This is a genomic window from Tatumella sp. UCD-D_suzukii (genome assembly GCF_000611875.2).
In the GTDB taxonomy this organism is placed as follows: Bacteria; Pseudomonadota; Gammaproteobacteria; order Enterobacterales; family Enterobacteriaceae; genus Tatumella; species Tatumella ptyseos.
Genome location: NZ_JFJX01000064.1, coordinates 100,600 through 126,896 on the forward strand (window position 1 = coordinate 100,600; position 26,297 = coordinate 126,896).

The window sequence follows — 26,297 nt, forward strand, 5'->3', positions numbered from 1 at the left end:
GGAATACCCATGGACGAAAAATCTGTCGATACCGGCCGCTTTGCAGACGATTACTTTGCAAAGAAGTATCAGCTTTCCCTGCCACACTCTGAACTCTGTGCCGCACTCCCGCACCTTTCAGCAGGACGCGCGCTGGATATCGGCTGTGGTCGTGGCCGGAACACGCTTTATCTGAATAGTCATGGATTTGATGTTACCGGCTGGGACAGTAACACTGCCAGCCTGGCGCAGCTTCAGCAGATTATTGACCAGGAACAGCTGACCGGTATTGACTGTCTGCCGGTTGATTTAAACCAGCATCGCTTTAATGGCAGTTATCAGCTGGTAATGTCGACGGTAGTCATGATGTTTCTGCAACCGAAAACGATCCCCCGTCTGATTGCCGATATGCAGGCGGCAACAGCAAAGGAAGGATTTAACCTGATTGTCTCAGCCATGGACACGGCGGATACGCCCTGCCCGCTGGACTTTCCGTTTACGTTCAAATCCGGTGAGCTCAGCCATTACTACCGTAACTGGCATATCCTGAAATACAACGAACATCACGGCGAATTGCATAAACGGGATGAGTCAGGGCAGCGTATCCGCATGCGTTTTGCCACTCTGCTGGCACAAAAAACGTCCATCAAGTAAATCCTGCCTGTCGCCTGTCTGCCGGAAAACGGTGGACAGGCGCGCTATCCGTCTCCGGTAGTCCCCGCACCGCATCCGTCCCTGAAGACCGCTATCCCTTTGCCGCATGAGCGATTTTCACAGTAAAGACTACAATTGTTACTTCTGATTTATGAACAAAGGATGTTTTATGTCCGCATTACATGCCCAGACATTGCAGCAAAAACGCCACCTGATCATCAGTACGCTACTGAATGAACCTTCACTCATCTCAGCCCTGCTGAAAGGTTTTCCGGATAATCCCCGTTTAGCTGCGGATGCTCATCTGAGCGCAAAATGCCAGTTACTGGATGCTGTATCCGGTAACCTTCATGCGGCAGATATGGCCGATATCCTGGAATCATTACCGGAAGATGCCCGTCAGGCGCTCTGGCAACGGGTGCCCGTGGAGCGGCGCGGCCAGATCCTGGTCGAGGCGGCAGACAATATCCGTGAAAGCCTGACCAGTGGCATGAGCGATAAGGCGCTGTTACGGGCCATTGAGCCGCTGGATCTTGATGACCAGGCCTGGCTGGCCCGGTTTTTATCCCGGGATCTGACCGGGCGTCTGTTAACCACCCTGAAACCGCGTCAGCGTGCCGACCTGTTAAACATCATCAGAAACGATGTCGATGGCGTGGCGCGGGTGATGGACTTTAATTTTATTACCGTCCGCGGGGATATCCGTCTCGGGGTCGTCCAACGCTTTCTGCGACGTAAAGGAAAAATCCCGGCAGGGACCGATAAACTGTTTGTCACCGATGATAAAAACACCCTGCAGGGTGAACTGATGCTGACCGATATTTTACTCCATAGCCCGGAACACCGGGTCAGTGAGGTCATGAACAAAGACCCGGTGACGTTCCGGCTGGAAGATAAAGGGGAAGATGCCGCCAGTGCGTTTGAGCGTTATAACCTGATTTCAGCGGCGGTGACCGGTGAAGAGCAGCAGTTGATTGGTCGTATTGCTATCGAAGATATTATCGACCTGGTCAATCAGAAAAACGAAAACAATATCCGAAATATGGGGGGCGTCAGTCAGGAAGAAGATGTCTTCGCGCCGGTCACTAAAGCTGTACGTAACCGTTGTGCCTGGCTGGCACTGAATTTATGTACCGCCTTTGTCGCATCCCGCGTGATTGGTCTGTTTGAAAATACCATCGCTCATCTGGTGGCGCTGGCAACGCTGATGCCGATTGTCGCCGGTATCGGAGGAAACACAGGAAACCAGACGATCACCATGATAGTCAGGGCACTGGCACTGCGTCAGGTCGAGCCCGGGAATTTCTCATTTCTGTTTCTGCGTGAATTAGGGGTCGCCCTGATCAATGGGGTTTTATGGGGCGGGATTATGGGGGGGATCACCTGGCTGATGTACCATGATATTGCGATGGGCGGCGTCATGATGCTGGCCATGATCCTGAACTTACTGCTGGCGGCCTTTATGGGCGTGATGATCCCTCTGATGATGACCAAACTGAAGCGTGACCCGGCGGTCGGGTCCAGTGTGCTGATCACGGCCATGACAGATACCGGCGGATTTTTTATTTTTCTGGGGCTGGCGACACTCTTTCTGCTGCATTAAAAAAGCCCCCGCGTGGCGGGGGCTGATAGCTGACGTCAGTTACTTACCGTCGAGAGAGTACGCGATGACGTAATCTCCGCGATCAGGTGACTGACGGGCCCCGCCGGCAGAGATAAGAATATATTGTCTGCCGGTTTTCGGAGAAATATAACTCATCGGCCCCCCCTGGCTCCCTACCGGTAAACGGGCTTTCCACACTTCTTTCCCGGTTGAACTGTCAAACGCCCTCAGGTAGTAATCCTGGGTCCCGGCGATAAAGACCAGCCCGCCTTGTGTCGCCAGCGTACCGCCCAGGGTAGGCATACCGACAGGCATCTTCATCTTCATTTTAATGCCGAAAGGACCGGTATCCTGTACCGTACCCACCGGCACCTGCCAGACGATTTTCTGTGTATTCATATCAATCGCACTCAGCGTACCGAATGGAGGTGCCTGGCACGGAATACCCAGCGGAGACATAAAGCGGTTCTTATTCACCGAATAAGGGGCCCCTTTCATCGGTACCGCACCCATCCCGGTATTCACCGCCTCACCTCCGGTATTAACACCGGTTTGTGCTTTCGGATCCGCTTTAATCAACTGTTGCCACAGCCCCAGACGCATATCATTCACGAAAATATAGTGGTTTACCGGGTCGGTAGAGATACTGCCCCAGTTCATCCCCCCCAGTGACCCCGGGAAGCTCAGTGAAACATCCGTCCCGGGTGCGGTGTACAGCCCGTTATACCGCATTGATTTGAAGCTGATACGACAGACCAGCTGATCAAACGGCGTAGCGCCCCACATATCTGATTCTTTCAGCGTCTGTGCGCCTATCTGTGGCATACCGACCGAACGTGGTTGCGTATAGCTGTACTGTTCGCCGGGAATACCGCCACCTTTCACGCTGACATTTTCAACTTTCGTCAGTGGCTGACCGGTCAGGCGATCCAGCACATAAATCTGCCCCGCCTTCGTTCCGACCACCACTGCCGGTTTTTCGGTACCGTCACTGGTTTTGAAATTAATCAGGCCGGGTTGCATCGGAATATCAAAGTCCCACAAATCATTGTGGACGGTCTGATAGACCCATTTCTCCTTCCCTGTCGTCGCATCCACTGCCAGAATGGAAGCACCGTATTTGTGATCCAGTGGCGTACGGTTTGCCCCCCAGATATCCACAGACGAACTGCCCATCGGCATAAAGACGGTATTCATCGACGGATCATAGGACATCGGTGCCCAGGAATTCGGGGTACTGCGCACGTAATGTTCGCCAGCCGCCAGTACAGCATTCGGATTATTATTTCCGGGATCAAATGCCCAGCGTAACTGACCGGTGACCACGTCATAGCCGCGGATCACGCCGCCCGGCATATCAGTGCTGACGTTATCGGAAATACGTCCCCCCACCACGACCGTAGTGCCTGCCAGTGTCGGTGCTGAAGTCAGTACGTATTGCGGGTCCGGTGCATGACCCATGCCTTCCAACAGATTTACCGTTCCTTTGTTACCGAAGTTCTGACAGAACTGGCCGTTATCGGCATTCAGGGCAATCAGACGACCATCAATGGTATTCATCAGAATACGACGCTGACATCCGGCGGCATCCACCGCGGCTACCGGTGCCGGCGGAATACTGCCCGGAACGGTCGGCTGAGGCACCGGCTGTGTGGCATCAAAATAAGCCAGACCGCGGCAACGCATCCATACGGAGGATTTCGCGTTGATTTCGGCTTTCCAAATCGGCTTACCGCTATCGGCATCCACAGCAATCACATTATTGTGCGGAGTACACAGGAAGACCTTATCCCCGACCTGTAAGGGTGTTTGCTGGTCTTCTGCGCCGTTACCGTCCGGGCTCAGCGGCGTATCGCCGGTATGAAACGTCCATGCCGGTTTAAGTTCAGAAATGTTATTACGGTTAATCTGGTCCAGCGCGACAAAACGGCTGCCACCGGGGGTATTACCGTAGTTTTCCCAGTTTTTCTGCATCTCATTTTTGGCCACCGGGACCAGGGGCCTCTCCTGCCCTGAAAATTCAACCGGGTCATGGGGAACAAACATACCGGCAAAGGCCGCGATAAACGCAGCGATGGCAAGCGCTCCCGGCACATAGACCCACTTCCAGGCAGAAGGACGATTTTCATAATGACGTAACGATGGCAGCAGGAAAAATGCCAGAATCGCCAGGCCGCCGGGGAACATCAGACGGGAGATTAATGGCCAGAAATTGAGTCCGGCATCCGTGACAGCCCAGATAAGGGTACCCAGCATCGTCAGCAGGTAAAGTGCCGCACCTGACGATCGCAGACGCAGAATAAGCACTCCGCTGGCCAGCATAAAAATACCGGAAATCAGGAAGTACACGCTTCCGCCGAGGCTGACAAGCCTGACTCCGCCAATAATAAAAAACAGGGCAGTCGCGATGAGCAAAAGGCCGAGCACTAAACTGCCGATCCTTAGCCACAATGGTCTCTCTTTTGATAATAATTTCATAATGTAACCCCTGAAAAAAATTGCCAAAGGAGTATACATTTAAAAACATAAAATACACATAAATAAAACAAATGAAAAACAACGCCATAAAAACCCTGATGGAGATACTGAAAAATCACCTGTATTAAGGCTGCCGGGCTGGCAGAGTTGGCCGCTATTTAAAAATCAGAGACATTAATGTGTTATGATCTTGTGATGTATTTTTTCAGGAATTTATCATCTTATGAAGTCATCACGACCTGCCCGCCGCCGGCGTTTACTGTGGTTACTGGTTATTATAATCGCGATCGTGTGCTGGTTCTGGCCTAAAAAAGTCTCTTCGGAATCCTATAGTTACTACAGTTCCCTGCTCTGTCTGATTGCCGGTAACCCGCAAAATACCCCTACGGATAATTTCAGCACAGTGCTGCAAAAAACCATTGCACAGTCTGATTCTGATTACGCACTCAGGAAAGGAAAATACGACAGTGCCGCTGCTGATGCCGTGATAAAACACTGGAAAACGTTGAGCACTGAGCAACAACAACAGGCAAGACAGGACAATAGCGTGTGCCGTCAGCTGATGCATTCAGGAACCTGATACACGATCCGTACTGAACTATACCGTCCCGACAGCAGGCCCCGGGGCCATGCCCGGGGCTGAAGAAAGGCAGCGGAGATAATGACCTGACGGGCGGGGTTTTATGGCGGAAGATAACTAAGACCGGTCCGGGAGTGTGGGCTGGCCTTACCGTTTGATTCTCCGCCGGTTATTCCCCTTCAGAAGGTCAAATCTTACGATGCGTTACCCACCGCGTTATCAGGAATGCGGCGATAGCAAAAAAACCGCCCACCAGTGTTGCCTCTACTCTGTGTGCCGCGATACCGGTTTCCGGGGCGGTAAAACCTGAAATCATAAACACGACTGTCATGGTAATAAATGCACTGTACAGCCAGTAACACTTAGAGATGAGTGAATAAGATAACGTGAAAGAGATAAACCCTGTCACCATAAATGCGCTGACAAGAAACCAGGGATGCTGGTAATAAGTAATCAGCAGTGCAGCTGTTGCGCCTCCGAGTAAGGTTCCGGCAACACGACTGCGTGCACGACCAAAGGTATCCTGATAGTTATTCCGCAAACACAGTAACAGTGTCATACCTGCCCAATACCCATTAGGCATATGAAAGAACCTGACCGTACTCATTACTGCACACATCGCCATCACCCCGGTCAGAACAGACCATTGCAGATGCAATTTATGCCGGTAAAGACCTGTATTCTGCTTCAGAAACGTCAGCCACCCGCGCGGGTTAAGATTTTTCATCCGGAAATGCGTATGCTGATAAACCAGCGCCAGGAAGATCATCTGTATCATGCCCCCCAACCCTATCATGCCGGCTCTTCCCAGATCCTGAACTGCATTATCCGCATAATAACCTGAGATAAGATAAGCAATCGCCCACTGTTGTATCATCCACCATGCACTGCTATCGATGTTGGCCATCATCACATACAGACCGGTATAGAACAGTGCGCCAGCGATATACAGCGGTACGATGTTCCCCGCCATACTGCCCATCCAGGCGGATAATATCAGGCCCAGGGTAGTGATAAGCATCATCACAAAAGTCGATCCGCCCCAGGATTTATTTGCACCGAAGGCCAAAGTCATTGCACCACTTGCGGCAATACTTGCCGCCGGGACGTGCCCGGAGAGTAAGCCCGTTACAGAAATAACTATCATGACCGGGAGGCAAAATAACCCCAGTCGGACGTCATGTTTGATTTCATCAGACAGATTCATAGAGTTGCAATATTCCTTTCAGGATCATGATAATTCGGCTGATAATTATGAGGTAGCATAAGCACCTGTCAACGGTAATATCCCTTAGCAACCCTCCGAAAAAAAACGATACCCTGCCATTAAATACCATTATAATTCAATAGATTGATTAAAAAAATGTTCTCACGTCCTCCCTGATCCCCCTCCCCGTTGGCAGTGCTAATATTGACTATTTTTTGCTCAAGGCATGCGAGGCAATGAAAAATAATTGTTATAAAAATAGCATTTTTTGACAAAATTAAAAACTGTACAACATTATATTGGCTGTACAACTTACTCTGAACTGTACAGCTTTACCGGTGAATATCACAGGCAGAAGAGCAGATTCGGCGATGAAATACTAAAGGGGCTTGCCATGCGTCAGAATGTAATCAGTCCGGGGAGTGCAGGTGAAATCGTCAATTATTTCAATGGATCGGCAGAGTTTTCACAGCAGGATACTCTCGGCCAGATCGTATTAGAGATCCTTAGCGAAGGTAAGAATATCAATCGTAAGGCACTGTGTGGCGCACTGCTTGCCCGTATAGAGAATGCAGCCACCGAAGATGAAGGCCGGCATTATCAGAAATTGATTGGTTTATTGCTGTAAGTGTTCATCGTCTGCGGGCGGGTATGTCAGAAGGGAGACCTTTTTAATGACCTGACTTCTCCGGCAGAATTGAAACGCAGCCCGAAAAGGAAATTCAGAATATCAGTGATGCGAAGAAATAAGCAGGAAAAATTAACAGAAAGCGTCCTGGGCGAAGCGGTTATTTCTTTACTGGAAGTCAATGCGCCGCTGAATGGATCGACGTTAGCTAACTGTATTAAGCACATGATAACAGTGGAAGTTAACCCTGAACGTAGCCATGCACTCTGCTGTGCTCTGGCAGAAGTAAAAGCCAGCCTCTCTTCAGCCAGAGAAGCTGACTCAGTGAAGACATCAGCTATTCCGGCTTTTAAAGATATAAAAAAACATTAGTTCCGGTATTCGCTTTATCACTAAAGATTGATGACAGGCCCGGAGTCTGGCTCTGACCTGCATCGCATTAATTTACAGCTGAATCCGTTTTTCAGCCTCTGGTCAATTAACCGAATGGATAATAACGTGCAACAGACTACTCATGAAGCAGAAATTACTCGTCACTTTCGTAACGCTGGTGATAAATTAACCGCAGAAACGGAAGTCCTTGATGCTGTTATTGCAGATATTGTGATGCATGGCCGAAAAGTGACGAATAAAGCTATTATCCTTTACCTGATCGCAGAACTTGAAAATTCCTCTGACCCTGTTCATCTGGATATTTTGCGCGGAGCCCTTGAAATTATCGTCGCAAAAACACCGGACGATAAAAATATCTGAAGGTCATCACTTCGATAAACAGGCTTTGAGAACTTATTAAGCAAAGTGGCTGACTGTTGGATATATGTTCAGACCAGGCAGCCATTTCTATTGCTTATCTCACTGTATTGCGGAAATCCACGTTCAGAAAATCAGTCTCCACAATCTTCCCTTTAATGCTTCAGTGATTCCCGGGAAATTACGGTTCCGGATAATATCCATCCCTGCTATTGACATATCAGTGTATGAATTGCACCCGTAAGATTGTTGATACCTCTGCCCTCTGACTTTACCTCTTTATTTAACAGTAATTATTACATTACCTCCTTATAATTTTCAAATCACCCTCCTCATTGACAACGAAGTCACCCCGGTATTTCATCCCGTTAATAATATAAAGAAGATTATAATCTGCAGGCTTTTTTACATTAGCAATAAAGCACGTATCAGGGTATTTTCTGTCAATATTATCCTCATAAGCCAACGGGCTTTGATACTGATCAGCTGAATAACTCAGTAAATAATAACTCAGATGATCACCCGGTGAGGAAGGAATACAAAGATAATGCCCCACAACACGCACATCCCCCGGGTGATGAAAAGCCAGCTTGTCGCCCGGGCCACAACCGGCTGTCATAAACACCAAAGCAAAAAGAAAATAGCTATATTTCTTCATTATATACCAGGGGAATTTCAGTTTTAACATTGCTGCAGACGATGACAGAATTCATTACCAGAATCTATGGGGCAGCTCTCATAATAATCAGAACAGTAATTTACTGGTATTATCTCAGCATTTGAAATAATCTTATTTTTAATAATTAATAAGCCTCCGGGTTTACCAGGATAACGAACAGCCCTCATCAGGCCAGCGACGTCAGCCCTTGCATCCAAAAACGACTGAGTTCACTTGCAGAAATATGGGTGGCAGGTAACAGGGGCTCAGGTTGCCCGGAAGATTCAGTAAAAAACTTACCCGCTAGTTCTCTTCCAACCCGTTGGGCCGCTGAGGTCTTAATGTACCTCTGTTCATAAAATCTTTGCAGCGCGGCTTCCGGCTCATCATCCGCCTTCAGTATAAGAGAAAGATGCCATGCATCTTCCAGCGCCTGACACGCCCCCTGACCCGAAGTGGGTAATGAAGCATGGGCTGCATCTCCGATGATTAAAATGTTGTCCCGATGCCAAAAGGGAAGAGGATCTATGTCATGAACAAAAATGCAATTCACCGATGCACGATCAGCGGACAGTAGCACATTCTTCACCGGATCGGGCCAGCCCCGAAAACGCTGATGTAACTCTTCATACCAATGGGTCAGGGGGCGTTTCCTGTCAATAGCGGCATTCCATGCCCCGGCCCAATAGCACCGACCGTCATTAACAGGAACGATACCAAACCGCTGGCCCGGCCCCCGAAAATCACAAATCGCGTTATCCGGCAGGCTCTCTCCGGGACTGCTCACCCCGATGACGTTCACAAAGCCGTGATAACAGGGAGTGACTTTATCCGCATACAATGCCTGACGCACGGCTGAATTCATACGGCCATCGGCGCCGACAACCAGATCAAACTCCAGGCCCAATCGCATGACATCCGCTGCAGCGATTGAACAATTAAACCGGATCTGTACCCCCAAACTCTCCAATTCAGACGCCAGTAAACTCATTAGCTCACGCCGTAATACCGTTACACCGGGAAAACCACATAGTGAGTTGACGGCTGAAATATCGAACTCAGTCTGAAGAACGCCATGCTGATCGAACTGGCGCATCCTATCCGGTACGCCTCCTGCATGCCTGAGCTTTTCATCCAGCCCCATTTGCTGCATGACAAACATGGCATTAGGCCACAATGTCACACCCGCTCCCATAGAAGACACCGTACTGCCACGCTCAAAGAGAGTAACTTTATGGCCTTGTTTCGCCGCGAGTATTGCCAGTGCCATTCCTGCCACACCGGCACCTGCAATGGCAATTTTTCGATTTCTGCTCATGATTTTTTTCCTGGTGATGAAGATTGATAAAAATTGTAATAGCTACCCTATTAGTGATAAATACGGATTTATTGTTTTATTAATCTCATTTTTTGGGATAGTTAATGATTGAAAAAATCGAAATTCAGTGGCTGATTTGCTTTCAGGCGGTCTATGACAAACGGAGTTTTAAGCTCGCGGCAGAACAACTTCAGCTGCCGATGTCCAATGTCAGTCGGCATGTCGCATTGCTTGAACGGGAACTTCATGTGCGGCTACTGGAACGTACCACACGTAAGGTCGCACCAACCGCAGCCGGTAAGCAGCTTTATCAATCCATTACGCCGCTTACGCAAGCTATGGATCACGCCCTGGAAGAGGTATCTCTGTCCGGCGATTCGCTGTCAGGTCACCTGAAAATCATTACACCGGACCTCCCCTTTCTGGCAGACATTCTCGCGGAATTCTGTATCAGGCATCCTCAAATAAAGCTAAGTTGTGATACTCAACTGGATCCCACAGAGGGACTGCTGGACGGGTTCGATCTGGTATTGCGCTTCGGACGTGGGCAACCCGAAGATTCAGGCTGGGTTGCCAGGGAAATCCTGCGTTTGCCGAGCTGTGTGGTGGCTGCGCCAGAATTTCTGAAACGTTACCCGCCGCCACAATCGATGGATGAACTCAGTAAAATCCCCTGTATCACCAGTTTATCGATACTACAGGGAATGCCCTGGCGGTTTAAACAGAACAAAACCGTCCAGGTACAGTCCGGCTATAAAGTTAACAGCGGGCAGATGGCTAAGGCAGCGGCACTGAAAGGGCTCGGTCTCGCCATTTTGCCGCTTCACTCTTGTGGTTCAGAAATTAACAATGGCTTGCTGGTGAAGATTAACTGTAACAGCGAACCTGAAGACCTGGTGCTATACGCGTTGTATTCGGGCAGAAGATACTTACAGGTAAAAGTGAAAACATTTCTGGAACACCTGCAATCGGCTATTAGCCATTCCGGACTGGGCCGTAATCAGGACTGAATCGCCACCGTGCCAGTGAAGACCCATCCTCTGCTATTTATAAAACCATGAAGCACGAAAACATCCGGGAAACCGGAGTCTGTCCAATGGGAAGCAAAAAGCATTGAATACTGTATGTAAAAAGCCACCCGAAAGTGGCTTAGAATTATTTTGCCTCAGGGGCCAGCGTGGGACTAACGGCTTTGGGGTGGAGGGTATACATTCCGCCATTAAACGGATCAACAGCTAACCATCCAATCAGCCCTCCGAAGACAATGTTTCCGCCAATATACCAACCGTTAGCACTTGCTTTGATAGGCAGGGTTACGGGGGAGTAACCTTCTTTAATGAAAGTAATCTGATAGTTCTTTTTACCAAAATAGCTCCCATCAGATTTGGCAAGAGTTACGCCTTGAGGGGTAATCCCTTGAGAAATAAGGGAACCTGAATCATCTTTAATTTGAAACTGAGAGCCTTCCGGATCACTGTTAACCTGGACGAGCTGCGTATCATTGCCAACGATAGTTGCACAACCAGAAAGCGTGGAAAGACAGAGAGCCAGGGCAAAAAACTTTTTCATTGAAAATATTTCCATATAATTACAATCAGAAATATCTGAACAATAAAATAAATATTTTCAATAAAAAATAGTTATAGATCAGTTATTTTCACCCTAAGCCCCTGTTCTTTCACCGATTGATCATTGTAAATACTCTCCAGCATCAGGGTTGCCGCTTCAAATCACTGACGTGCCCCCCTGATAGATACCATCAAAATTTCCGGCCGCATTCTTCGTTAAATAACCTGACTCCGGCAGAATTTGCACGAAGTCATCAAAAAGGCCCAGATCTCTGATTTAGCCTGGTACGGAAATTGGGGAGGGGTCAAAAAGGCCCAGATCTCTGATTTAGCCTGGTACGGAAATTGGGGAGGGGTCAAAAAACCGGGAACCTCAAAAAGTGTCTGGAACTAATACAGGTATGCTTACAGGGTGACAACTATACTGACACGGAGGGGATAAGCTAACTTCTTTCTTAAATTCATAAAAAACGTAAAAGACAACGATTCCAATCATACATAAAATAAATTAATATTATGCACTTGTTTTTTTGATTCGTGACAACATGAAAAAATTTTTTAGTAAAGACTACATAAAAGTAGCAGATGTCTACCTGGCATATAGAAAAGCAAAAGTTGAAGCTTTTTTTGATAGCTTTCATCCACACGCAATCTCATTTTGTGAGTTCGAAAGCGATATAAATAATAACATAGTCAAACTACATGCTAAGATTATAAATGGAGATACCGAATGGTGGGAAGATGAAAATTTTATTGGAAAATACCATTATGTCCCAAAATCCCTTGATGACTCACCTTGGAAAAATGAATTAAAAGTTCACTATAGCTCGATTGATCCGACTGAGGATTGGAAACGTCGATTCGAGGAAAACAAAAATAAACGTCTAGATATAGAATATCGCTTGATACAATCACCAAGTGTTGAATATCAAATTATATCCGCATTATGGATTCTAAAAGTCGGACACAAATTTGAAGCCAAATTAGATAAAAACTTATCATATGGGAACAGACTGAGGCGAAAGAAACACGTTTTAGAAAATTTCTTCTCTTATAATGGCCCAATTAATAATGATTCAAGTGGTTTGTTTTCTCCGTATTACTCCGCATATAAAAAATGGAGAAACAGGGGCTTAAGTAAGATGAAGGAACTCATTGAGGCGGAAAATTCAGTTACGGCTATTACAATGGATCTTGCGGGGTTTTATCACAATGCATCTGCTAACTTTATTCTCCGACCATCGTTCCTAAAAAAAATAAACATTGAATTGAGCAGTGATGAAAGGAAATTTACCACTATTCTTTTGAATTCCATTACAAGTTGGTATAGGAAGACTCCTGACTTTAAAAAAAGAGAAGAAGGAGCATTACCTGTAGGCCTATCTGCATCAAAGGTAATTTCAAATATTCTACTATACGAACTCGACATACAGATACAGAAAGGCCTCAAACCTGATTATTATGGTAGATATGTTGATGATATATTTTTAGTATTCAAGACACCGGATGATTTACTTTTGAATGGAGATTCTATTCTCACATACATGTCTAAACACGTAGAGTGCTTGAAAATAAATCGAGAACAAGGAAAGCAACCTGACCTAAGACTTAGGTTTAATTATGCTACTGATAGTTTATTAAAGTTCACTGCTAGCAAGCAAAAAATATTTTCACTTTCAGGTAAGCACGGCTTGGATTTTATTGAGCAAATTGAAAGCCAGATAAAAGAACAATCTAGCGAATATAGAATGCTTCCAGAAGTCCCTAAAGACTCCATTGAAATGGCAAACAAAACGTTACTTGCCTCGGAAGATGCTTCATTGATTGCAGATGCTCTCCGCAAGGCCGATGGTGTGTCGATACGCAGATTAGGATTATCACTACTATTGAAAGATATTGAAAGTTATTCAGAAGATCTTTCCAGCGAAGAGTGGGGGGCTATTAGACTTGAATTCTATGGATTGGTAGAACGTTATATATTGACACCTAAAGGATTATTTGATCTTTTTGGATATCTGCATAGAGTTTTTAAATTAATGATTACAAACGGTGACTTTAATTATGTAGATGAATTTATCGAAAATTTTTCAGAATGCCTGAATCTTATTGGAGAAACTACTGATAAATCCACACACCCTAAACTAAAAAGCTGTAGAAATTATTTCTATGAAAGGTTTTTTGAAGTTGCATTACAATCTTCCACAGCAAAAGATTTCGATAACTGGGAAGCATTAAGAAAATTAATAATCAACCTAAATATACTTAAGGATGGTGATGTAAAAAAAATAACCAAACCACAGATAAAAAAATTAGTAATAAATTACTTTTATCTGATTTAGGGTGTCGATCATATAAAGATTATTGGTACTATACACAAAAAGAAAATATAAATATAACCAACATACCAAGAAAAATAAGCGTAAAAAAAATACTTCGCTTATCTTTGATTAAGAGATTTAGAGAGTCGGCCGATTTGAAAGTACCTCACTGGCCTGCTTTAGCTTTCCCAACGCGGCCATTAAGCATACAAGAGATAGCACTTATTTGTCCAAAAGTATTAGATGAAAATGAAGATAAATTGTTCAAAGAAAGTATTCTTGGACTAAGAGGGGCTAAAACTCCTAAATTCAGTATAGGCAGGAAAGAATGTGATGATGATGGTGCTATTTTAACTGTACCAAGCCATATAAAGTCGAGTGTATACATAGCATTAACTAACATTGAAACAACCAATGAACAGTATCAATTAGCTTTGATTGATACACCTGATATAACTTTAAAAAGATATGAGAGAATAAATAACCTAGTAAATAACATTTTGAAGTCGAGTAAGAAATGTGATTATATCATCTTCCCTGAATGTTCTTTACCTAGGCGATGGGCTGTTAACATTGCAGGTAAACTAGCCAAGCAGAAGATATCCTTAATTTCCGGAATAGAATATTATAGATATAGAAATAGTAAAGATATCATTAGAAATGATTGTCTACTTTCATTATCGACAAATTGGCCTGGGTATAATAGTAATATCTTAGTACTTCAACCAAAACACTCTCCGTCTCATGAAGAGAAAGAGTTACTGCGTGAAAAATCACTTAAGCTATTCGATCCCAATTCACATACAAGTACCTTCCCTGTATATCAGCATGGGAAATTTCATTTTGGAACAATAATTTGTAGTGACTTAACAAACCCGCTGAATAGATTCAGATTTCAAGGTAAAATAGATTGTCTCTTCGTGCTAGAATGGAACCCAGATGTGAAAACATTCAGCTTTCTTGTCGAAGGAACAGCACATGATATACATTCATTTGTGGTTCAAGTTAATAACAGAACATATGGTGACAGTAGAGTAAGAGCTCCGTACAGAACAGACTATAAACGAGATTCAGTAAGAGTAAAAGGTGGAATTTATGACACTTACGTGATCGCTGAAGTTAACTATAAAGAACTTAGGAAGTTTCAAAATAAATTTAAAATGACAGATAAAGAATCCGAATTTAAACCCGTCCCCATTGGATTTAAAATGTCAAAATCCAGAAAATAGATTTATTTACAATCACATTAAATTAAAGGTTTTAAATGAAAAATTTAACATGTTTTAAAACTGGTTTGTCTGCTTTACTCGATATTAACCTCTGGGTTAAATGGATTAGTATTGCTTCCAATATTGCAACAGTGATAACAGTTATAGTTGCAATCATCGCTGCAGCTATCGCATATAAACAGTATCTGTCGAATATCAAAGAATCTAAAAATTCAACAGCAAATAGTATATACCAACAATATTTACAATTATGTATAACTTATTCAAAGTTTTCTTTCGGTTTGAAAAAACCTGCTGTTAGGAATGAGGAGTATTCAAAGTACTGTTGGTTTGTTTCTTCTATGCTTTTTTCATTTGAGCAAATTCTTGAAATAAATGAAAATGATGATAAGTGGGCGAAAGCTATCGAGTCACAATTAAAAAGACATGCAAATCACTTGAAAATTTCGAGTTCTGTTTCTGATGAGCACTGGAGTAGTAGTTTAGAAAAAATAATTGATAAAGTGATAAAGTGATAAACGTATAAGGTTTATTATATCAGGCTTAGCCTGGCAGTTATCGAGTATTTATACTAGTGCCTGTCAGATTACATCTAGACTAAATTAGTCTCCGCCCAGATATACTTTCCATCAAGTTACGTTTACATTAGTGTACGGCTGCAACATATTTTTCCTAGTGCGTTAGGTAGTTATTATAGTGCATGATATATTCATAATAATATGATTTTAATGCATCAGGATTGATATATAAAATTTTGCATAATGTAATTTGATAAAACTTTTCTAGTATAGTTTTATAAAAATTAATGAGGTGGTTAAGGGGTAAAAAAGCCCGCAATGCGGGCTTAGAGGTACTTTACTACTTTCACGTGCAGGCTATTGCCAGACGTCAAATCATTCCCACTCAATCGTGGCCGGGGGCTTACCGCTGATATCGTAAACCACACGGGAGATCCCGTCGATTTCGTTGATAATGCGGTTAGAAACACGACCCAGGAAATCGTAAGGCAGGTGTGCCCAGTGCGCCGTCATAAAGTCGATAGTTTCAACTGCACGCAGTGAAACCACCCAGTCATACTTACGGCCATCACCCATAACGCCTACCGAACGAACCGGCAGGAAGACCGTGAATGCCTGGCTGACTTTGTTATACAGGTCAGCTTTATGCAGTTCTTCAATAAAGATAGCATCGGCACGGCGCAGCAGGTCGCAGTACTCTTTCTTCACTTCACCCAGAACACGCACACCTAACCCCGGTCCAGGGAACGGATGACGGTACAGCATGTCGTAAGGCAGGCCCAGTTCCAGACCAATTTTACGGACTTCGTCTTTGAACAGTTCTTTCAGCGGCTCCACCAGCCCCATCTTCATTTCTTTCGGTAAACCGCCCACATTGTGGTGTGATTTAATCACATGCGCTTTACCGGTCGCGGATGCCGCAGATTCGATAACATCCGGGTAGATGGTGCCCTGGGCCAGCCATTTCACGTTGTCCAGTTTCAGTGCTTCTTCGTCGAAGACTTCAACAAAGACGCGACCGATGGTTTTACGTTTGGCTTCCGGCTCATCGATACCTGCCAGCGCGTCCAGGAAACGGTTTTCTGCAGGAACATGCACAATATTCAGACCGAAACGATCACCGAACATCTCCATGACCTGCTCAGCTTCATTCAGACGCAGCAGACCGTTATCCACAAACACACAGGTCAGGCGTGAACCGATAGCACGGTGCAGAAGCAGCGCCGTCACTGAAGAGTCAACTCCGCCGGATAATCCCAGAATGACCTGATCATCACCGACCTGCTCGCTCAGACGGGCAACCGCGTCATCGATAATTTTCGCCGGCGTCCATAAGGCTTCACACTGACAGATATCGATGATAAAGCGTTGTAACAGTGCCATCCCCTGACGGGTATGTGTCACTTCCGGGTGGAACTGTACGCCGTAGAAACGTTTCTCTTCGTTCGCCATAATGGCAAACGGGCAGGTTTCCGTGCTGGCAACAGTGACAAAATCATCAGGGATAGCGGTGACTTTATCGCCGTGGCTCATCCAGACATCCAGCTGAGGCTGCCCGGCCGCATTCAGGGTATCCTGGATATCCTTGACCAGTGCGCTGTCTGTTTTAATGTCGACCTGAGCAAAACCGAATTCACGCTCTGAAGATCCCTGAACTTTCCCCCCCAGCTGCATTGCCATGGTCTGCATACCATAACAAACACCCAGTACAGGAACGCCAGCGGTAAAGACATATTCAGGGGCACGCGGGCTGTTTTCTTCGGTGGTGCTTTCCGGGCCGCCGGAAAGAATAATGCCGTTTGGATTAAACTGGCGGATCTGCTCTTCGGTAACATCCCAGGCCCACAGTTCACAGTAAACGCCCAGTTCACGGACACGGCGTGCCACCAGCTGAGTGTACTGAGACCCGAAATCGAGGATCAGAATACGATGTTTATGAATATTTTCCGTCGTCATTACAGTTTTCCAGGCAATAAATTTACTTAAAACGCCCGGCATGACCGGGCGATGAGGATAAGAAAGAGATTAAGAGCCTGTACGGTAGTTAGGCGCTTCTTTGGTGATGGTCACATCATGGACGTGGCTTTCAGAGATACCCGCGCCGCTGATACGAACAAACTCAGCTTTGGTACGCAGGTCATCAATTGTCTGGCAACCGGTCAGGCCCATACATGAACGCAGTCCGCCCATCTGCTGATGGATAATCTCTTTCATACGGCCTTTGTAAGCCACACGGCCTTCAATACCTTCCGGAACCAGTTTGTCAGCCGCGTTATCAGACTGGAAGTAACGGTCAGAAGAGCCTTTAGACATGGCACCCAGTGAGCCCATACCACGGTAAGATTTGAATGAACGTCCCTGGTAGAGTTCAATCTCACCCGGAGATTCTTCTGTCCCGGCCAGCATTGAGCCTACCATGACACAGGAAGCACCCGCGGCAATCGCTTTAGCGATATCACCGGAGAAACGGATACCACCATCGGCAATCACAGGGATCCCGGTGCCCTCCAGCGCATCGACAGCGTCAGCCACGGCTGAAATCTGAGGAACACCGACACCAGTCACGATACGGGTGGTACAGATTGAACCAGGGCCGATACCCACTTTAACTGCGCTCACGCCTGCGTCAGCCAGCGCTTTCGCACCGTTTGCTGTCGCAACGTTACCGCCAATAATTTCCAGGTCAGGATATTTAGCGCGGGTTTCACGGATACGTTGCAGAACACCTTCAGAGTGACCGTGAGAGGAGTCGATCAGCAGAACATCAACACCTGCAGCCACCAGCGCATCCACACGCTCTTCGTTACCGGCACCGGCACCGACAGCGGCACCAACGCGTAAACGTCCCTGTGCATCTTTACAGGCGTTAGGTTTACGTTCGGCTTTCTGGAAGTCTTTTACGGTGATCATGCCTTTCAGATGGAATGCTGCATCCACCACCAGCGCTTTCTCGATACGCTTTTCATGCATTTTCTGCAGAACGACTTCGCGGGATTCGCCTTCTTTCACGGTGACCAGACGCTCTTTCGGCGTCATCACCGCAGAAACAGGCTGATTCAGGTCAGTAACGAAACGAACATCACGGCCGGTAATAATCCCTACCAGTTCGTTTTCGGCGTTCACCACCGGGTAACCGGCGAAACCGTTGATTTCGGTCAGGCGCTTAACATCCAGCAGTGAAGTGGTCGGCAGAACGGTCTGAGGTTCAGTCACCACACCACTTTCATATTTTTTGACTTTGCGAACTTCGTCGGCCTGACGTTCGATAGGCATGTTTTTATGAATAAAGCCGAGGCCACCTTCCTGTGCCAGCGCAATTGCCAGACGGGCTTCGGTGACGGTGTCCATTGCTGCGGAAACCATCGGAATGTTTAAACGTATATTTTTAGTCAGTTTTGTACCGAGTTCTGCGGTGTTCGGCAGGACGGTAGAGTGAGCAGGAACGAGTAAAACATCGTCAAATGTGAGGGCTTCTTTAATGATTCGTAGCATAGCAATATCTCGACCTGGAAGTGATAAAATATTGCCGCGGCATTATACAGGAGGGAACCGTTTGCCTCCAGCTTTTTTATAAAAAACTCTTGATACTTCGTTCAGGCAATGTAGTATCGGTCAATTAACCCGCTGATTTATTATTTGATCTTCATCACATGTTGAATGACGAAAACACTAAAATTTTCTCAGTCAGTCGCCTGAATGCGACCGTCCGTCGGTTGCTGGAACATGAGATGGGTCGTGTCTGGCTGACTGCCGAAATATCCAATTTTACCCGGCCGGCCTCCGGACATTGGTACTTTACCCTGAAAGACGATAACGCTCAGGTGCGCAGTGCCATGTTCCGTAACAGTAATCAGCGGGTCAGCTTTCGCCCGCAAAATGGCCAACAGGTACTGGTCCGGGCCACCGTTACCTTGTATGACCCGCGGGGTGACTACCAGCTGATTGTCGAAAGTATGCAACCCGCCGGCGAAGGACTCCTTCAGCAGCAATTTCTTGAACTGAAAACCCGTCTGGATACCGAAGGCCTGTTTGCGACACAGCATAAACAACCGCTGCCCTCGCCTGCCAGTCAGGTCGGGGTCATCACCTCTGCCAGCGGGGCTGCTCTGCATGATATTTTACAGGTGTTAGGTCGCAGGGACCCTTCTTTACCGGTGGTGATCTACCCTACCGCCGTGCAGGGTAACGAAGCCGCTGCCGGGATCGTCCGGGCCATTGAACTGGCTAACCAGCGCCGGGAATGTGATGTACTGATTGTCGGCCGGGGTGGCGGTTCTCTGGAAGATCTCTGGTGCTTCAACGATGAGCGTGTTGCCAGGGCTGTTTTTGCCAGCAAAATCCCGGTAGTGAGTGCGGTAGGCCATGAAACCGACATCACCATCTGTGATTTTGTGGCTGACCTGCGCGCACCGACCCCTTCCGCCGCAGCCGAACTGGTCAGCCGTAATCAGACCGAACTCCTGCGTCAGTTGCTGTCACAGCAACAGCAAATGGAAATGGCGATGGATTACTACCTTGCGCGTCGTCAGCAGAGTTTCAGCCAGCTCGGACACCGGCTTAACCAGCAACATCCGCAATTACGCCTTTCACGCCAGCAAACGCTGTTATTACAACAACAGCGTCAGTTACAGTCGGCCATCCAGCAACAGTTGCAACAGCATAGCCAGCATTTTGAACAGCTCTCACAACGGCTGCAACGCCGTCAGCCTCAACCCCTGATCTACCAGGGCTCCCGGCAATTGAGCGAGGCCCGCTACCGCTTGCAACAGGCGCTGGAAAAGCAACTCAGTGAGAGCAGGCAGCGCTTCGCTACCCTGGCCGTACAACTGGAAAGTGCCAGCCCGCTGGCAACGCTGGCGCGCGGGTTCAGTGTAACGACCGGAAGCAACGGGGATGTCATAAAAGAAACCCGGCAGGTACAGGCGGGGGAAACTCTGCGAACACGGCTGAATGATGGCTGGATAGAAAGTGAAATCACGGCGATCACACCACAAAAAGCAGCAAAACGTCCGCGCAAACCCCGCGCCCCCTCCGCAGACTAATCACGTCCCTGCTGAGATATGCGGCTGCCGGGAAACCCGCCCGGCGGCAGACCGGGGTCTTCCCTCCTTTCCTGCCTGACCAAGGATATCAGAAGGCCTTAAGACTGATAGTCACGAAGGAACACAGTCAGGACATCTTTCGGGGCGACACCTCCGCAACTCTGGATCAGCCAGCCAACCGCGCCGCGATGATAGGTTCCGTGGAACAAAATATGATTGACCATATCCATCAGCCGCATTTCGCCTTCACCGCCATCGACAAAGGTAAAGCGGATCACTTTCCCGAATTCATCCTCAGATAGCGTCGTGATAAAGGCTATATATTCGTCTGTACTCTCCCTGAACGCCGTGATCAGCGCTTCTGCGGTCGGGGTTTCCGGGGTATTCAATGCCTGGTATCCATGCGGCAGGCCAGCCATATTGGCCCGGAAGATCCTGTCCACCACATAAATATGATTCATCAGACGCAGCATCAGATGATGCTCTTTCGCAGACGAGGCCGGATCGATCCGTTTTATCGCCTCTAATGTTGCGGTATCAGCCCAGCGCTTATAAGCCAGTAATTTTATCAGGGTCTGTTTGTCCATCAGTCACCCCTTTTCATCTGTTGATCATGACAGATTTTCTCTGCACCTGCCTGATACAGAACCGTCGACCGGGACTGCAGACCGTCCTGCGGGCAAAAATAGTCTACGGCACCACACGCCTTAAGGACCTCCAGCGCCTGATGACAAACCGGACAACAGGGTTGCTTCAGATAGTGTCGCTGACACTGCAGACAGACAAACTCATTCTCTTTTTCCGACAACGGGGTCTGGCAGTGAATACAGACAGAATTCATCATTTCCTCCGGGGCATAAAAAAAGAGGACCCTCAGGCCCTCTTAATCAATTAACGCTTATTCTTTTTCAGATGCGACATCAGACGCTGACGTTTACGCTGCTGTGTTGGCGTCAGCAGGTTACGTTTTCCGGCGTACGGGTTTTCACCCTCTTTAAACTGAATACGGATCGGCGTACCCATAACGTTCAGCGAGCGACGGAAGTAATTCATCAGATAACGTTTATAAGAATCCGGCAGATCCTTCACCTGATTACCGTGGATAACCACAATCGGCGGGTTGTATCCACCGGCATGGGCATATTTCAGCTTCACACGACGACCACGCACCAGCGGGGGCTGATGGTCTTCTTCTGCCATTTTCATAATACGCGTCAGTAACGAGGTGTTCACACGACGCGTTGAGCTGTCGTAAGCCTCAGTAATGGATTCGAACAGGTTACCCACGCCGCTGCCATGCAGTGCAGAGATAAAGTGAACACGGGCAAAATCAATAAAGCCCAGACGATAATCCAGAGCTTCTTTAACTTCGTCTTTAATTTCCTGCGAAAGACCATCCCACTTATTGACCACAATCACCAGTGACCGGCCACTGTTCAGAATAAAGCCCAGCAGTGACAAGTCCTGATCGGAAATACCTTCACGCGCATCGATCACCAGCAGCACCACGTTGGCATCTTCAATCGCCTGCAACGTCTTGATCACGGAGAACTTCTCAACCGCATCATTGACTTTACCACGCTTACGTACCCCGGCGGTGTCGATCAGCACATACTCACGCTCATCACGTTCCATCGGGATATAAACGCTGTCACGGGTCGTCCCCGGCATATCGTAAACCACCACCCGGTCTTCACCGAGAATACGGTTAGTCAGTGTCGATTTACCCACGTTCGGACGTCCGACAATCGCCAGTTTGATCGGCAATGTGGTCGGGTCAAAGTCGTCTTCCTCATCTTCCGGGATCAGATCCTGCTCTTCAGCTTCCACCGCGGCCCAGTACGCTTCGTTCTCTTCTTCTTCAGTCAGTGGCTCGATGACCTCTTCCTCTGCCCAGGGTAAGAGTACCGTTTCGAGTAACTGAGTGACACCACGACCATGAGATGCGGCAATCGGGTGGATTTCACCCATTCCCAGTGAGTAGAAATCGACAACGGCATTATCCGGGTCCATTCCGTCGGTTTTGTTAGCCACCAGGAAGGTGGCTTTTTCACGGGCACGCAGATGACGGGCAATCTGCTCATCCGCGGGCATCACCCCGGCACGGGCGTCGACCATAAACAGTACGACATCCGCTTCTTCGATAGCCATCAGCGACTGTGCGGCCATCCGGGTTTCGACACCCTCTTCGGTGCCATCAATACCCCCGGTATCAATAACAATGTATTCCCTGCCTTCAACTTCAGCGCGCCCGTATTTACGATCACGTGTCAGACCAGGGAAATCCGCTACCAACGCATCACGGGTACGCGTTAAACGGTTAAAAAGTGTGGATTTTCCTACGTTGGGACGTCCAACCAGCGCGACCACAGGTACCATAATAAAGCCTCATGACAAAAAAATTCGACCGAATCCGGTGATTATAACGATTCCTGATACAGAGTTCAGGCTATTCACAGGAAAAACTGTCAGCCGAAGAAAAACGAAACGGCCCCTGCATCACAGGAGCCGCCATTAACAGGTATTTGACTACCGGATTTTTACTTACCCTTAACGGGTAAAGGCATAAACCTCGCCGTTTTTCGCCTGAATTAACAGCTTATCACCGGCGACGACCGGCTGGGTCTGGAACCCGGAACTGTCAACTTTCTGCTGAGCGACAAAACGACCATCGGTGGTATCCATCCAGTGCAGATAACCCTCACCGTCACCGACGACCAGATAGCCATTATACAGCACCGGGGAGGTCAGGTTACGGTGTAATAAACCGCTCTGACGCCAGATTTCCACACCACCGTCCATATTTAACGCATCGACGCGGTCATTCTGATCGACCAGGTAGATACGGCCGTTATCGACCACCAGGTTTTTAACCCCGCCGATATCACGTTTCCACAGGATCTGACCTGAACGCAGGTCCAGCGCAGACAAGGAACCGTTATAAGCTATCGCATAAACGACACCGTTAACGATAACCGGCGTGGTATCAACATCGCTCAGACGATCGATTTCGGTCGCACCGCTGGGCTGGGAGATACGTTGCTGCCAGATAATCTGTCCCTGGTTCATGATAACAGCACTCACGCGCCCGTTATCACCACCGATAATCGCACCGCCGTAAGCGGTCGCCGGGGCAGATTCACCGCGCAGAGAGAGTGCAGGCACATCCAGGTTGACCACCCATTTGCTGGCACCGGTGTTCTGGTCCAGGGCCTGGAACATACCATTACTGGTATGGATCAACACTAAACCATCGCTGACCACAGGACGTGACAGGGCTTCGCCGGCAACCTGAGTCTGCCAGGCGATCGAACCATCACTGCTGTTCAGTGCGAAGACTTTACCGTGTTCTGTACCAATATACAGCAGGTTACCCTGTACTGTGATCCCGCCGGATAACAGCGCCGGTATATTGGAAGAGAAGAAACCGGTACGGGTAGAAAGATCAACTTTCCATTTTTGTTTACCCGTGTTCGCATCCAGTGCTTCAACAATACCGTAGCGATCTGCCGCATAGACAGTATTATCCTGCCATGCCGGATGCAGATTCGAATAAAAATCACCCACACCATCGCCAACCGATTTATCCCACACCATTTTAGGGGTGAACTGATTTACAACTTTTGGCAGGGGTGCCATTTTTACGACATCTTCTTCGCCACTGAATAGCGAACAACCGCTGAGCAAAGTGACCGAAACGAGTCCCGGCAGCAGGTATTTACGTAATTCCATGCGCTCTCTCTTTACTGGCTTAGCTTAAATTATTCAATTTCATTTGCATCATCTGCTTCATTGCCGGTGATGCATCAGAATCAATACCTTTACTCCAGGCAGCGCGGGCACCCTGTTTGTCGCCTTTGCTGAGCAACGCTTCACCACGGATATCGGCCATCAGCGCCGTCCAGCCATCGCCTTTGATACTGTCCAACGTCTTCAGTGCATCATCCGGATGATTTTGTTGCAACTGCAGACGGGCAAGACGCAAACGCATCACTGCCTGCAGATTAGCATCATCGCTATCTTTCAGCCCCTGCTCCAGTTGCTGAGTCGCTTTATCCAGGTGGCCTCCGTCAACATAAACCTTAGCAAGGTTCATCGCTGCCAGAGCACCATAAGATCCGTGTGTCTGGTTCACAAAAGCAGCGAGCGCATCCAGCGTTTCCGGCTTATCTGCATTCATGGCTTCAGACAACTGTTGGTAACGGGCCGACGTTTCCAGGGCATTACTTTCCTGATGGCTGACCCAGATACGCCAGCCTCCCAGGGCAGCAATACCGATCACCAGGCCGGCGGCCAGCGCTTTACCGTTGCCGGTAAAGAAGTTTCTGAGAGCCGCAGTTTGCTCTTGTTCGTTACTGTAAACTTCCACGCAATCCTACTCCTGTTAAAACTTAATACTTATCCCTGGCTTACTGCAGTGCGCTCAGTAAAAACCTGGAGACGTCATTCCGGTTAACGGTTTGCTGGTCGCCGGAGCTCAGATTCTTGATAACAACCTGCTGGTTGCTGACTTCATCTTCGCCTAACACCAGAGCCAGTTTCGCTCCCCACTTATCCGCACGGGCAAACTGTTTTTTAAAGTTTCCGCCGCCAAAGTTGGTCATCAGTTTAATCTCCGGGGCTGCATCGCGGACTTCTTCCGCCAGCTTCATGGCCTCAGACTGAACCCCTGCGCCGGAAGAGATAACATAGACATCCACTTTACGGTTCGGTTCAAATTCCGGGTTAACGGCCTGCACTAAAAGTACCAGACGTTCCAGACCCATCGCAAAACCGACAGCAGGCGTAGCACGGCCACCCAGTTGTTCCACCAGACCGTCGTAACGGCCACCGGCACAGACTGTACCCTGGGAGCCCAGGCTGGTCGTCACCCACTCAAAGACCGTACGGTTATAATAATCCAGACCACGCACCAGGCGTTGATTCACCGTATAAGCGATACCCACGTCATCCAGCAGTGCACACAGGCCGTCAAAGTGTTCACGGGACTCTGCGTCCAGATAGTCACCCAGTTGAGGTGCATCGTTCAGGAGTTGCTGGATATCAGGGTTTTTACTGTCCAGTACCCGCAGCGGGTTGCTGTACATACGGCGCTGACAGTCATCGTCCAACGCTTCTTTATGTTCTTCCAGGAAGGCGACCAGCGCATCACGGTAGGCTGCACGGGCTTCCAGGGAACCAATGGAGTTCAGTTCCAGGCTGACATGGTCAGCAATACCCAGAGCCTTCCACCAGCGGGCGGTCATCATAATCAGTTCCGCATCAATATCCGGCCCGGTCAGGCCGAAAACTTCTGCGCCAATCTGATGGAACTGACGGTAACGGCCTTTTTGCGGACGTTCGTAGCGGAACATCGGTCCGATATACCACAGACGCTGTTCCTGATTGTACAACAGACCGTGTTCAATACCGGCACGTACGCACCCGGCAGTCCCTTCAGGGCGCAGAGTCAGGCTATCGCCGTTACGGTCGTCGAAAGTGTACATTTCTTTTTCGACCACGTCGGTCACTTCGCCGATCGCGCGTTTAAAAAGAGGCGTTTGTTCAACAATAGGCAGACGGATTTCACTGAATCCGTAACCTGCCAGTACCTGTTTCAGAACCTGTTCAATTCGTTGCCAGAGTGCGGTATCTGCTGGCAGATAATCGTTCATTCCGCGGATAGCCTGGATATTCTTTGCCACGTCAAAATCTCTTAACACAAAAAACCTGTCCGGCATCATACCTTAATAGGGCCAATACCGCACAGGTGCAATCATCAAAGAAA

General features: G+C 47.8%; 24 protein-coding genes. 11 read left to right on the plus strand and 13 right to left on the minus strand.

All coding sequences use genetic code 11. The features are described 5' to 3' along the window. Positions 1-9 precede the first annotated feature (9 nt). Together tehB and CG67_RS14375 are read left to right on the plus strand one after the other, a co-directional pair. Positions 10-633 (plus strand): tellurite resistance methyltransferase TehB, encoded by a 624-nt coding sequence (tehB, locus tag CG67_RS14370; RefSeq protein WP_025903631.1) that lies wholly within the window; start codon positions 10-12, stop codon positions 631-633. A 169-nt stretch (positions 634-802) separates the two neighbouring features. Next, positions 803-2,236, plus strand: coding sequence for a magnesium transporter (locus tag CG67_RS14375; RefSeq protein WP_025903632.1), 1,434 nt, complete (start codon positions 803-805; stop codon positions 2,234-2,236). A 39-nt stretch (positions 2,237-2,275) separates the two neighbouring features. On the opposite strand, the gene CG67_RS14380 is transcribed toward CG67_RS14375, so the two are convergent. After that, positions 2,276-4,714 (minus strand): glucose/quinate/shikimate family membrane-bound PQQ-dependent dehydrogenase, encoded by a 2,439-nt coding sequence (locus CG67_RS14380; protein WP_025903633.1) that lies wholly within the window; start codon positions 4,712-4,714, stop codon positions 2,276-2,278. Positions 4,715-4,937: 223 nt separating this feature from the next. Between CG67_RS14380 and CG67_RS14385 the strand changes: the two genes are divergently transcribed. After that, positions 4,938-5,294: a hypothetical protein gene (locus tag CG67_RS14385; protein WP_025903634.1), complete on the plus strand. Its 357-nt coding sequence runs from the start codon at positions 4,938-4,940 to the stop codon at positions 5,292-5,294. A gap of 187 nt (positions 5,295-5,481) precedes the next feature. Here the strand turns inward: CG67_RS14385 and CG67_RS14390 are convergent, their stop codons facing one another. Continuing rightward, complete coding sequence (locus tag CG67_RS14390) at positions 5,482-6,501, minus strand: FUSC family protein (protein WP_025903635.1); 1,020 nt, start codon at positions 6,499-6,501, stop codon at positions 5,482-5,484. A 394-nt stretch (positions 6,502-6,895) separates the two neighbouring features. On the opposite strand from CG67_RS14390, the gene ycgZ reads away from it, so the two are divergent. The 3 genes from ycgZ to CG67_RS14405 all read left to right on the plus strand — a co-directional run bounded on the left by ycgZ (position 6,896) and on the right by CG67_RS14405 (position 7,882). After that, positions 6,896-7,129 carry a regulatory protein YcgZ gene (gene ycgZ, locus CG67_RS14395; protein WP_025903636.1) on the plus strand — a complete coding sequence of 78 codons (234 nt, stop codon included), beginning with the start codon at positions 6,896-6,898 and terminating at the stop codon, positions 7,127-7,129. A gap of 108 nt (positions 7,130-7,237) precedes the next feature. Further along, complete coding sequence (locus CG67_RS14400) at positions 7,238-7,501, plus strand: hypothetical protein (protein WP_025903637.1); 264 nt, start codon at positions 7,238-7,240, stop codon at positions 7,499-7,501. A 126-nt stretch (positions 7,502-7,627) separates the two neighbouring features. After that, complete coding sequence (locus tag CG67_RS14405) at positions 7,628-7,882, plus strand: biofilm development regulator YmgB/AriR family protein (protein WP_025903638.1); 255 nt, start codon at positions 7,628-7,630, stop codon at positions 7,880-7,882. A gap of 298 nt (positions 7,883-8,180) precedes the next feature. Here CG67_RS14405 and CG67_RS14410 read toward each other — a convergent pair whose 3' ends face one another. Continuing rightward, a complete protein-coding gene (locus CG67_RS14410) occupies positions 8,181-8,537 on the minus strand; it encodes a putative T6SS immunity periplasmic lipoprotein (RefSeq protein ID WP_152975071.1) in 357 nt (118 codons plus the stop codon). Positions 8,538-8,724: 187 nt separating this feature from the next. Beyond that, on the minus strand, positions 8,725-9,855 hold the full coding sequence (locus CG67_RS14415) for an FAD-dependent monooxygenase (RefSeq protein WP_025903640.1): 1,131 nt from the start codon (positions 9,853-9,855) through the stop codon (positions 8,725-8,727). A 104-nt stretch (positions 9,856-9,959) separates the two neighbouring features. On the opposite strand from CG67_RS14415, the gene CG67_RS14420 reads away from it, so the two are divergent. Further along, complete coding sequence (locus CG67_RS14420; protein WP_025903641.1) at positions 9,960-10,865, plus strand: LysR family transcriptional regulator; 906 nt, start codon at positions 9,960-9,962, stop codon at positions 10,863-10,865. A gap of 145 nt (positions 10,866-11,010) precedes the next feature. Here CG67_RS14420 and CG67_RS14425 read toward each other — a convergent pair whose 3' ends face one another. Next, complete coding sequence (locus CG67_RS14425) at positions 11,011-11,424, minus strand: hypothetical protein (protein ID WP_025903642.1); 414 nt, start codon at positions 11,422-11,424, stop codon at positions 11,011-11,013. Between the two features lie 544 nt (positions 11,425-11,968). Here CG67_RS14425 and CG67_RS18420 point away from each other — a divergent pair. From CG67_RS18420 to CG67_RS14435, 3 genes are all read left to right on the plus strand, one after another. Next, positions 11,969-13,762, plus strand: coding sequence for an RNA-directed DNA polymerase (locus tag CG67_RS18420; protein ID WP_200910042.1), 1,794 nt, complete (start codon positions 11,969-11,971; stop codon positions 13,760-13,762). Positions 13,763-13,896: 134 nt separating this feature from the next. Continuing rightward, on the plus strand, positions 13,897-14,970 hold the full coding sequence (locus tag CG67_RS18425; RefSeq protein ID WP_200910043.1) for a hypothetical protein: 1,074 nt from the start codon (positions 13,897-13,899) through the stop codon (positions 14,968-14,970). A gap of 35 nt (positions 14,971-15,005) precedes the next feature. Next, complete coding sequence (locus tag CG67_RS14435; RefSeq protein ID WP_025903643.1) at positions 15,006-15,485, plus strand: hypothetical protein; 480 nt, start codon at positions 15,006-15,008, stop codon at positions 15,483-15,485. Positions 15,486-15,863: 378 nt separating this feature from the next. On the opposite strand, the gene guaA is transcribed toward CG67_RS14435, so the two are convergent. Together guaA and guaB are read right to left on the minus strand one after the other, a co-directional pair. Next, positions 15,864-17,444, minus strand: a complete 1,581-nt coding sequence (gene guaA, locus CG67_RS14440; RefSeq protein WP_025903644.1) for a glutamine-hydrolyzing GMP synthase — start codon at positions 17,442-17,444, stop codon at positions 15,864-15,866. 69 nt (positions 17,445-17,513) lie between these two features. Then, entirely contained in the window at positions 17,514-18,980 is a 1,467-nt protein-coding gene (guaB, locus tag CG67_RS14445) for an IMP dehydrogenase (protein ID WP_025903645.1), read from the minus strand. Between the two features lie 158 nt (positions 18,981-19,138). On the opposite strand from guaB, the gene xseA reads away from it, so the two are divergent. Then, positions 19,139-20,530, plus strand: coding sequence for an exodeoxyribonuclease VII large subunit (gene xseA, locus CG67_RS14450; protein WP_025903646.1), 1,392 nt, complete (start codon positions 19,139-19,141; stop codon positions 20,528-20,530). A 98-nt stretch (positions 20,531-20,628) separates the two neighbouring features. On the opposite strand, the gene CG67_RS14455 is transcribed toward xseA, so the two are convergent. The 6 genes from CG67_RS14455 to hisS all read right to left on the minus strand — a co-directional run bounded on the left by CG67_RS14455 (position 20,629) and on the right by hisS (position 26,214). Continuing rightward, positions 20,629-21,117, minus strand: a complete 489-nt coding sequence (locus CG67_RS14455) for a DinB family protein (protein ID WP_025903647.1) — start codon at positions 21,115-21,117, stop codon at positions 20,629-20,631. Beyond that, entirely contained in the window at positions 21,117-21,374 is a 258-nt protein-coding gene (locus CG67_RS14460) for a zinc-ribbon domain-containing protein (protein ID WP_235501141.1), read from the minus strand. The genes CG67_RS14455 and CG67_RS14460 overlap by 1 nt, the downstream gene beginning before the upstream one ends. A 47-nt stretch (positions 21,375-21,421) precedes the next feature. Further along, positions 21,422-22,909, minus strand: coding sequence for a ribosome biogenesis GTPase Der (gene der / locus CG67_RS14465; RefSeq protein WP_025903649.1), 1,488 nt, complete (start codon positions 22,907-22,909; stop codon positions 21,422-21,424). Positions 22,910-23,080: 171 nt separating this feature from the next. Continuing rightward, on the minus strand, positions 23,081-24,262 hold the full coding sequence (gene bamB, locus CG67_RS14470) for an outer membrane protein assembly factor BamB (protein WP_025903650.1): 1,182 nt from the start codon (positions 24,260-24,262) through the stop codon (positions 23,081-23,083). Between the two features lie 19 nt (positions 24,263-24,281). Further along, the gene (locus CG67_RS14475; RefSeq protein ID WP_025903651.1) at positions 24,282-24,899 is read right to left on the minus strand and encodes a YfgM family protein; all 618 of its coding nucleotides are present in this window, start codon (positions 24,897-24,899) and stop codon (positions 24,282-24,284) included. A 40-nt stretch (positions 24,900-24,939) separates the two neighbouring features. Then, positions 24,940-26,214 (minus strand): histidine--tRNA ligase, encoded by a 1,275-nt coding sequence (gene hisS / locus CG67_RS14480; RefSeq protein WP_025903652.1) that lies wholly within the window; start codon positions 26,212-26,214, stop codon positions 24,940-24,942. Positions 26,215-26,297 lie beyond the last annotated feature (83 nt).

Bases quoted from the DNA above. Each gene is read 5' to 3' on its own strand.
- bamB (WP_025903650.1), bottom strand. From the start codon at position 24,262: ATGGAATTACGTAAATACCTGCTGCCGGGACTCGTTTCGGTCACTTTG.
- CG67_RS14390 (WP_025903635.1), bottom strand. From the start codon at position 6,501: ATGAATCTGTCTGATGAAATCAAACATGACGTCCGACTGGGGTTATTT.
- CG67_RS14410 (WP_152975071.1), bottom strand. From the start codon at position 8,537: ATGAAGAAATATAGCTATTTTCTTTTTGCTTTGGTGTTTATGACAGCC.
- CG67_RS14420 (WP_025903641.1), top strand. From the start codon at position 9,960: ATGATTGAAAAAATCGAAATTCAGTGGCTGATTTGCTTTCAGGCGGTC.
- xseA (WP_025903646.1), top strand. From the start codon at position 19,139: ATGTTGAATGACGAAAACACTAAAATTTTCTCAGTCAGTCGCCTGAAT.
- ycgZ (WP_025903636.1), top strand. From the start codon at position 6,896: ATGCGTCAGAATGTAATCAGTCCGGGGAGTGCAGGTGAAATCGTCAAT.
- CG67_RS14400 (WP_025903637.1), top strand. From the start codon at position 7,238: ATGCGAAGAAATAAGCAGGAAAAATTAACAGAAAGCGTCCTGGGCGAA.
- CG67_RS14380 (WP_025903633.1), bottom strand. From the start codon at position 4,714: ATGAAATTATTATCAAAAGAGAGACCATTGTGGCTAAGGATCGGCAGT.
- CG67_RS14425 (WP_025903642.1), bottom strand. From the start codon at position 11,424: ATGAAAAAGTTTTTTGCCCTGGCTCTCTGTCTTTCCACGCTTTCTGGT.
- CG67_RS14375 (WP_025903632.1), top strand. From the start codon at position 803: ATGTCCGCATTACATGCCCAGACATTGCAGCAAAAACGCCACCTGATC.
- CG67_RS14385 (WP_025903634.1), top strand. From the start codon at position 4,938: ATGAAGTCATCACGACCTGCCCGCCGCCGGCGTTTACTGTGGTTACTG.
- tehB (WP_025903631.1), top strand. From the start codon at position 10: ATGGACGAAAAATCTGTCGATACCGGCCGCTTTGCAGACGATTACTTT.
- CG67_RS14455 (WP_025903647.1), bottom strand. From the start codon at position 21,117: ATGGACAAACAGACCCTGATAAAATTACTGGCTTATAAGCGCTGGGCT.
- der (WP_025903649.1), bottom strand. From the start codon at position 22,909: ATGGTACCTGTGGTCGCGCTGGTTGGACGTCCCAACGTAGGAAAATCC.
- CG67_RS14435 (WP_025903643.1), top strand. From the start codon at position 15,006: ATGAAAAATTTAACATGTTTTAAAACTGGTTTGTCTGCTTTACTCGAT.
- CG67_RS14415 (WP_025903640.1), bottom strand. From the start codon at position 9,855: ATGAGCAGAAATCGAAAAATTGCCATTGCAGGTGCCGGTGTGGCAGGA.
- guaA (WP_025903644.1), bottom strand. From the start codon at position 17,444: ATGACGACGGAAAATATTCATAAACATCGTATTCTGATCCTCGATTTC.
- CG67_RS18420 (WP_200910042.1), top strand. From the start codon at position 11,969: ATGAAAAAATTTTTTAGTAAAGACTACATAAAAGTAGCAGATGTCTAC.
- guaB (WP_025903645.1), bottom strand. From the start codon at position 18,980: ATGCTACGAATCATTAAAGAAGCCCTCACATTTGACGATGTTTTACTC.
- CG67_RS14460 (WP_235501141.1), bottom strand. From the start codon at position 21,374: ATGATGAATTCTGTCTGTATTCACTGCCAGACCCCGTTGTCGGAAAAA.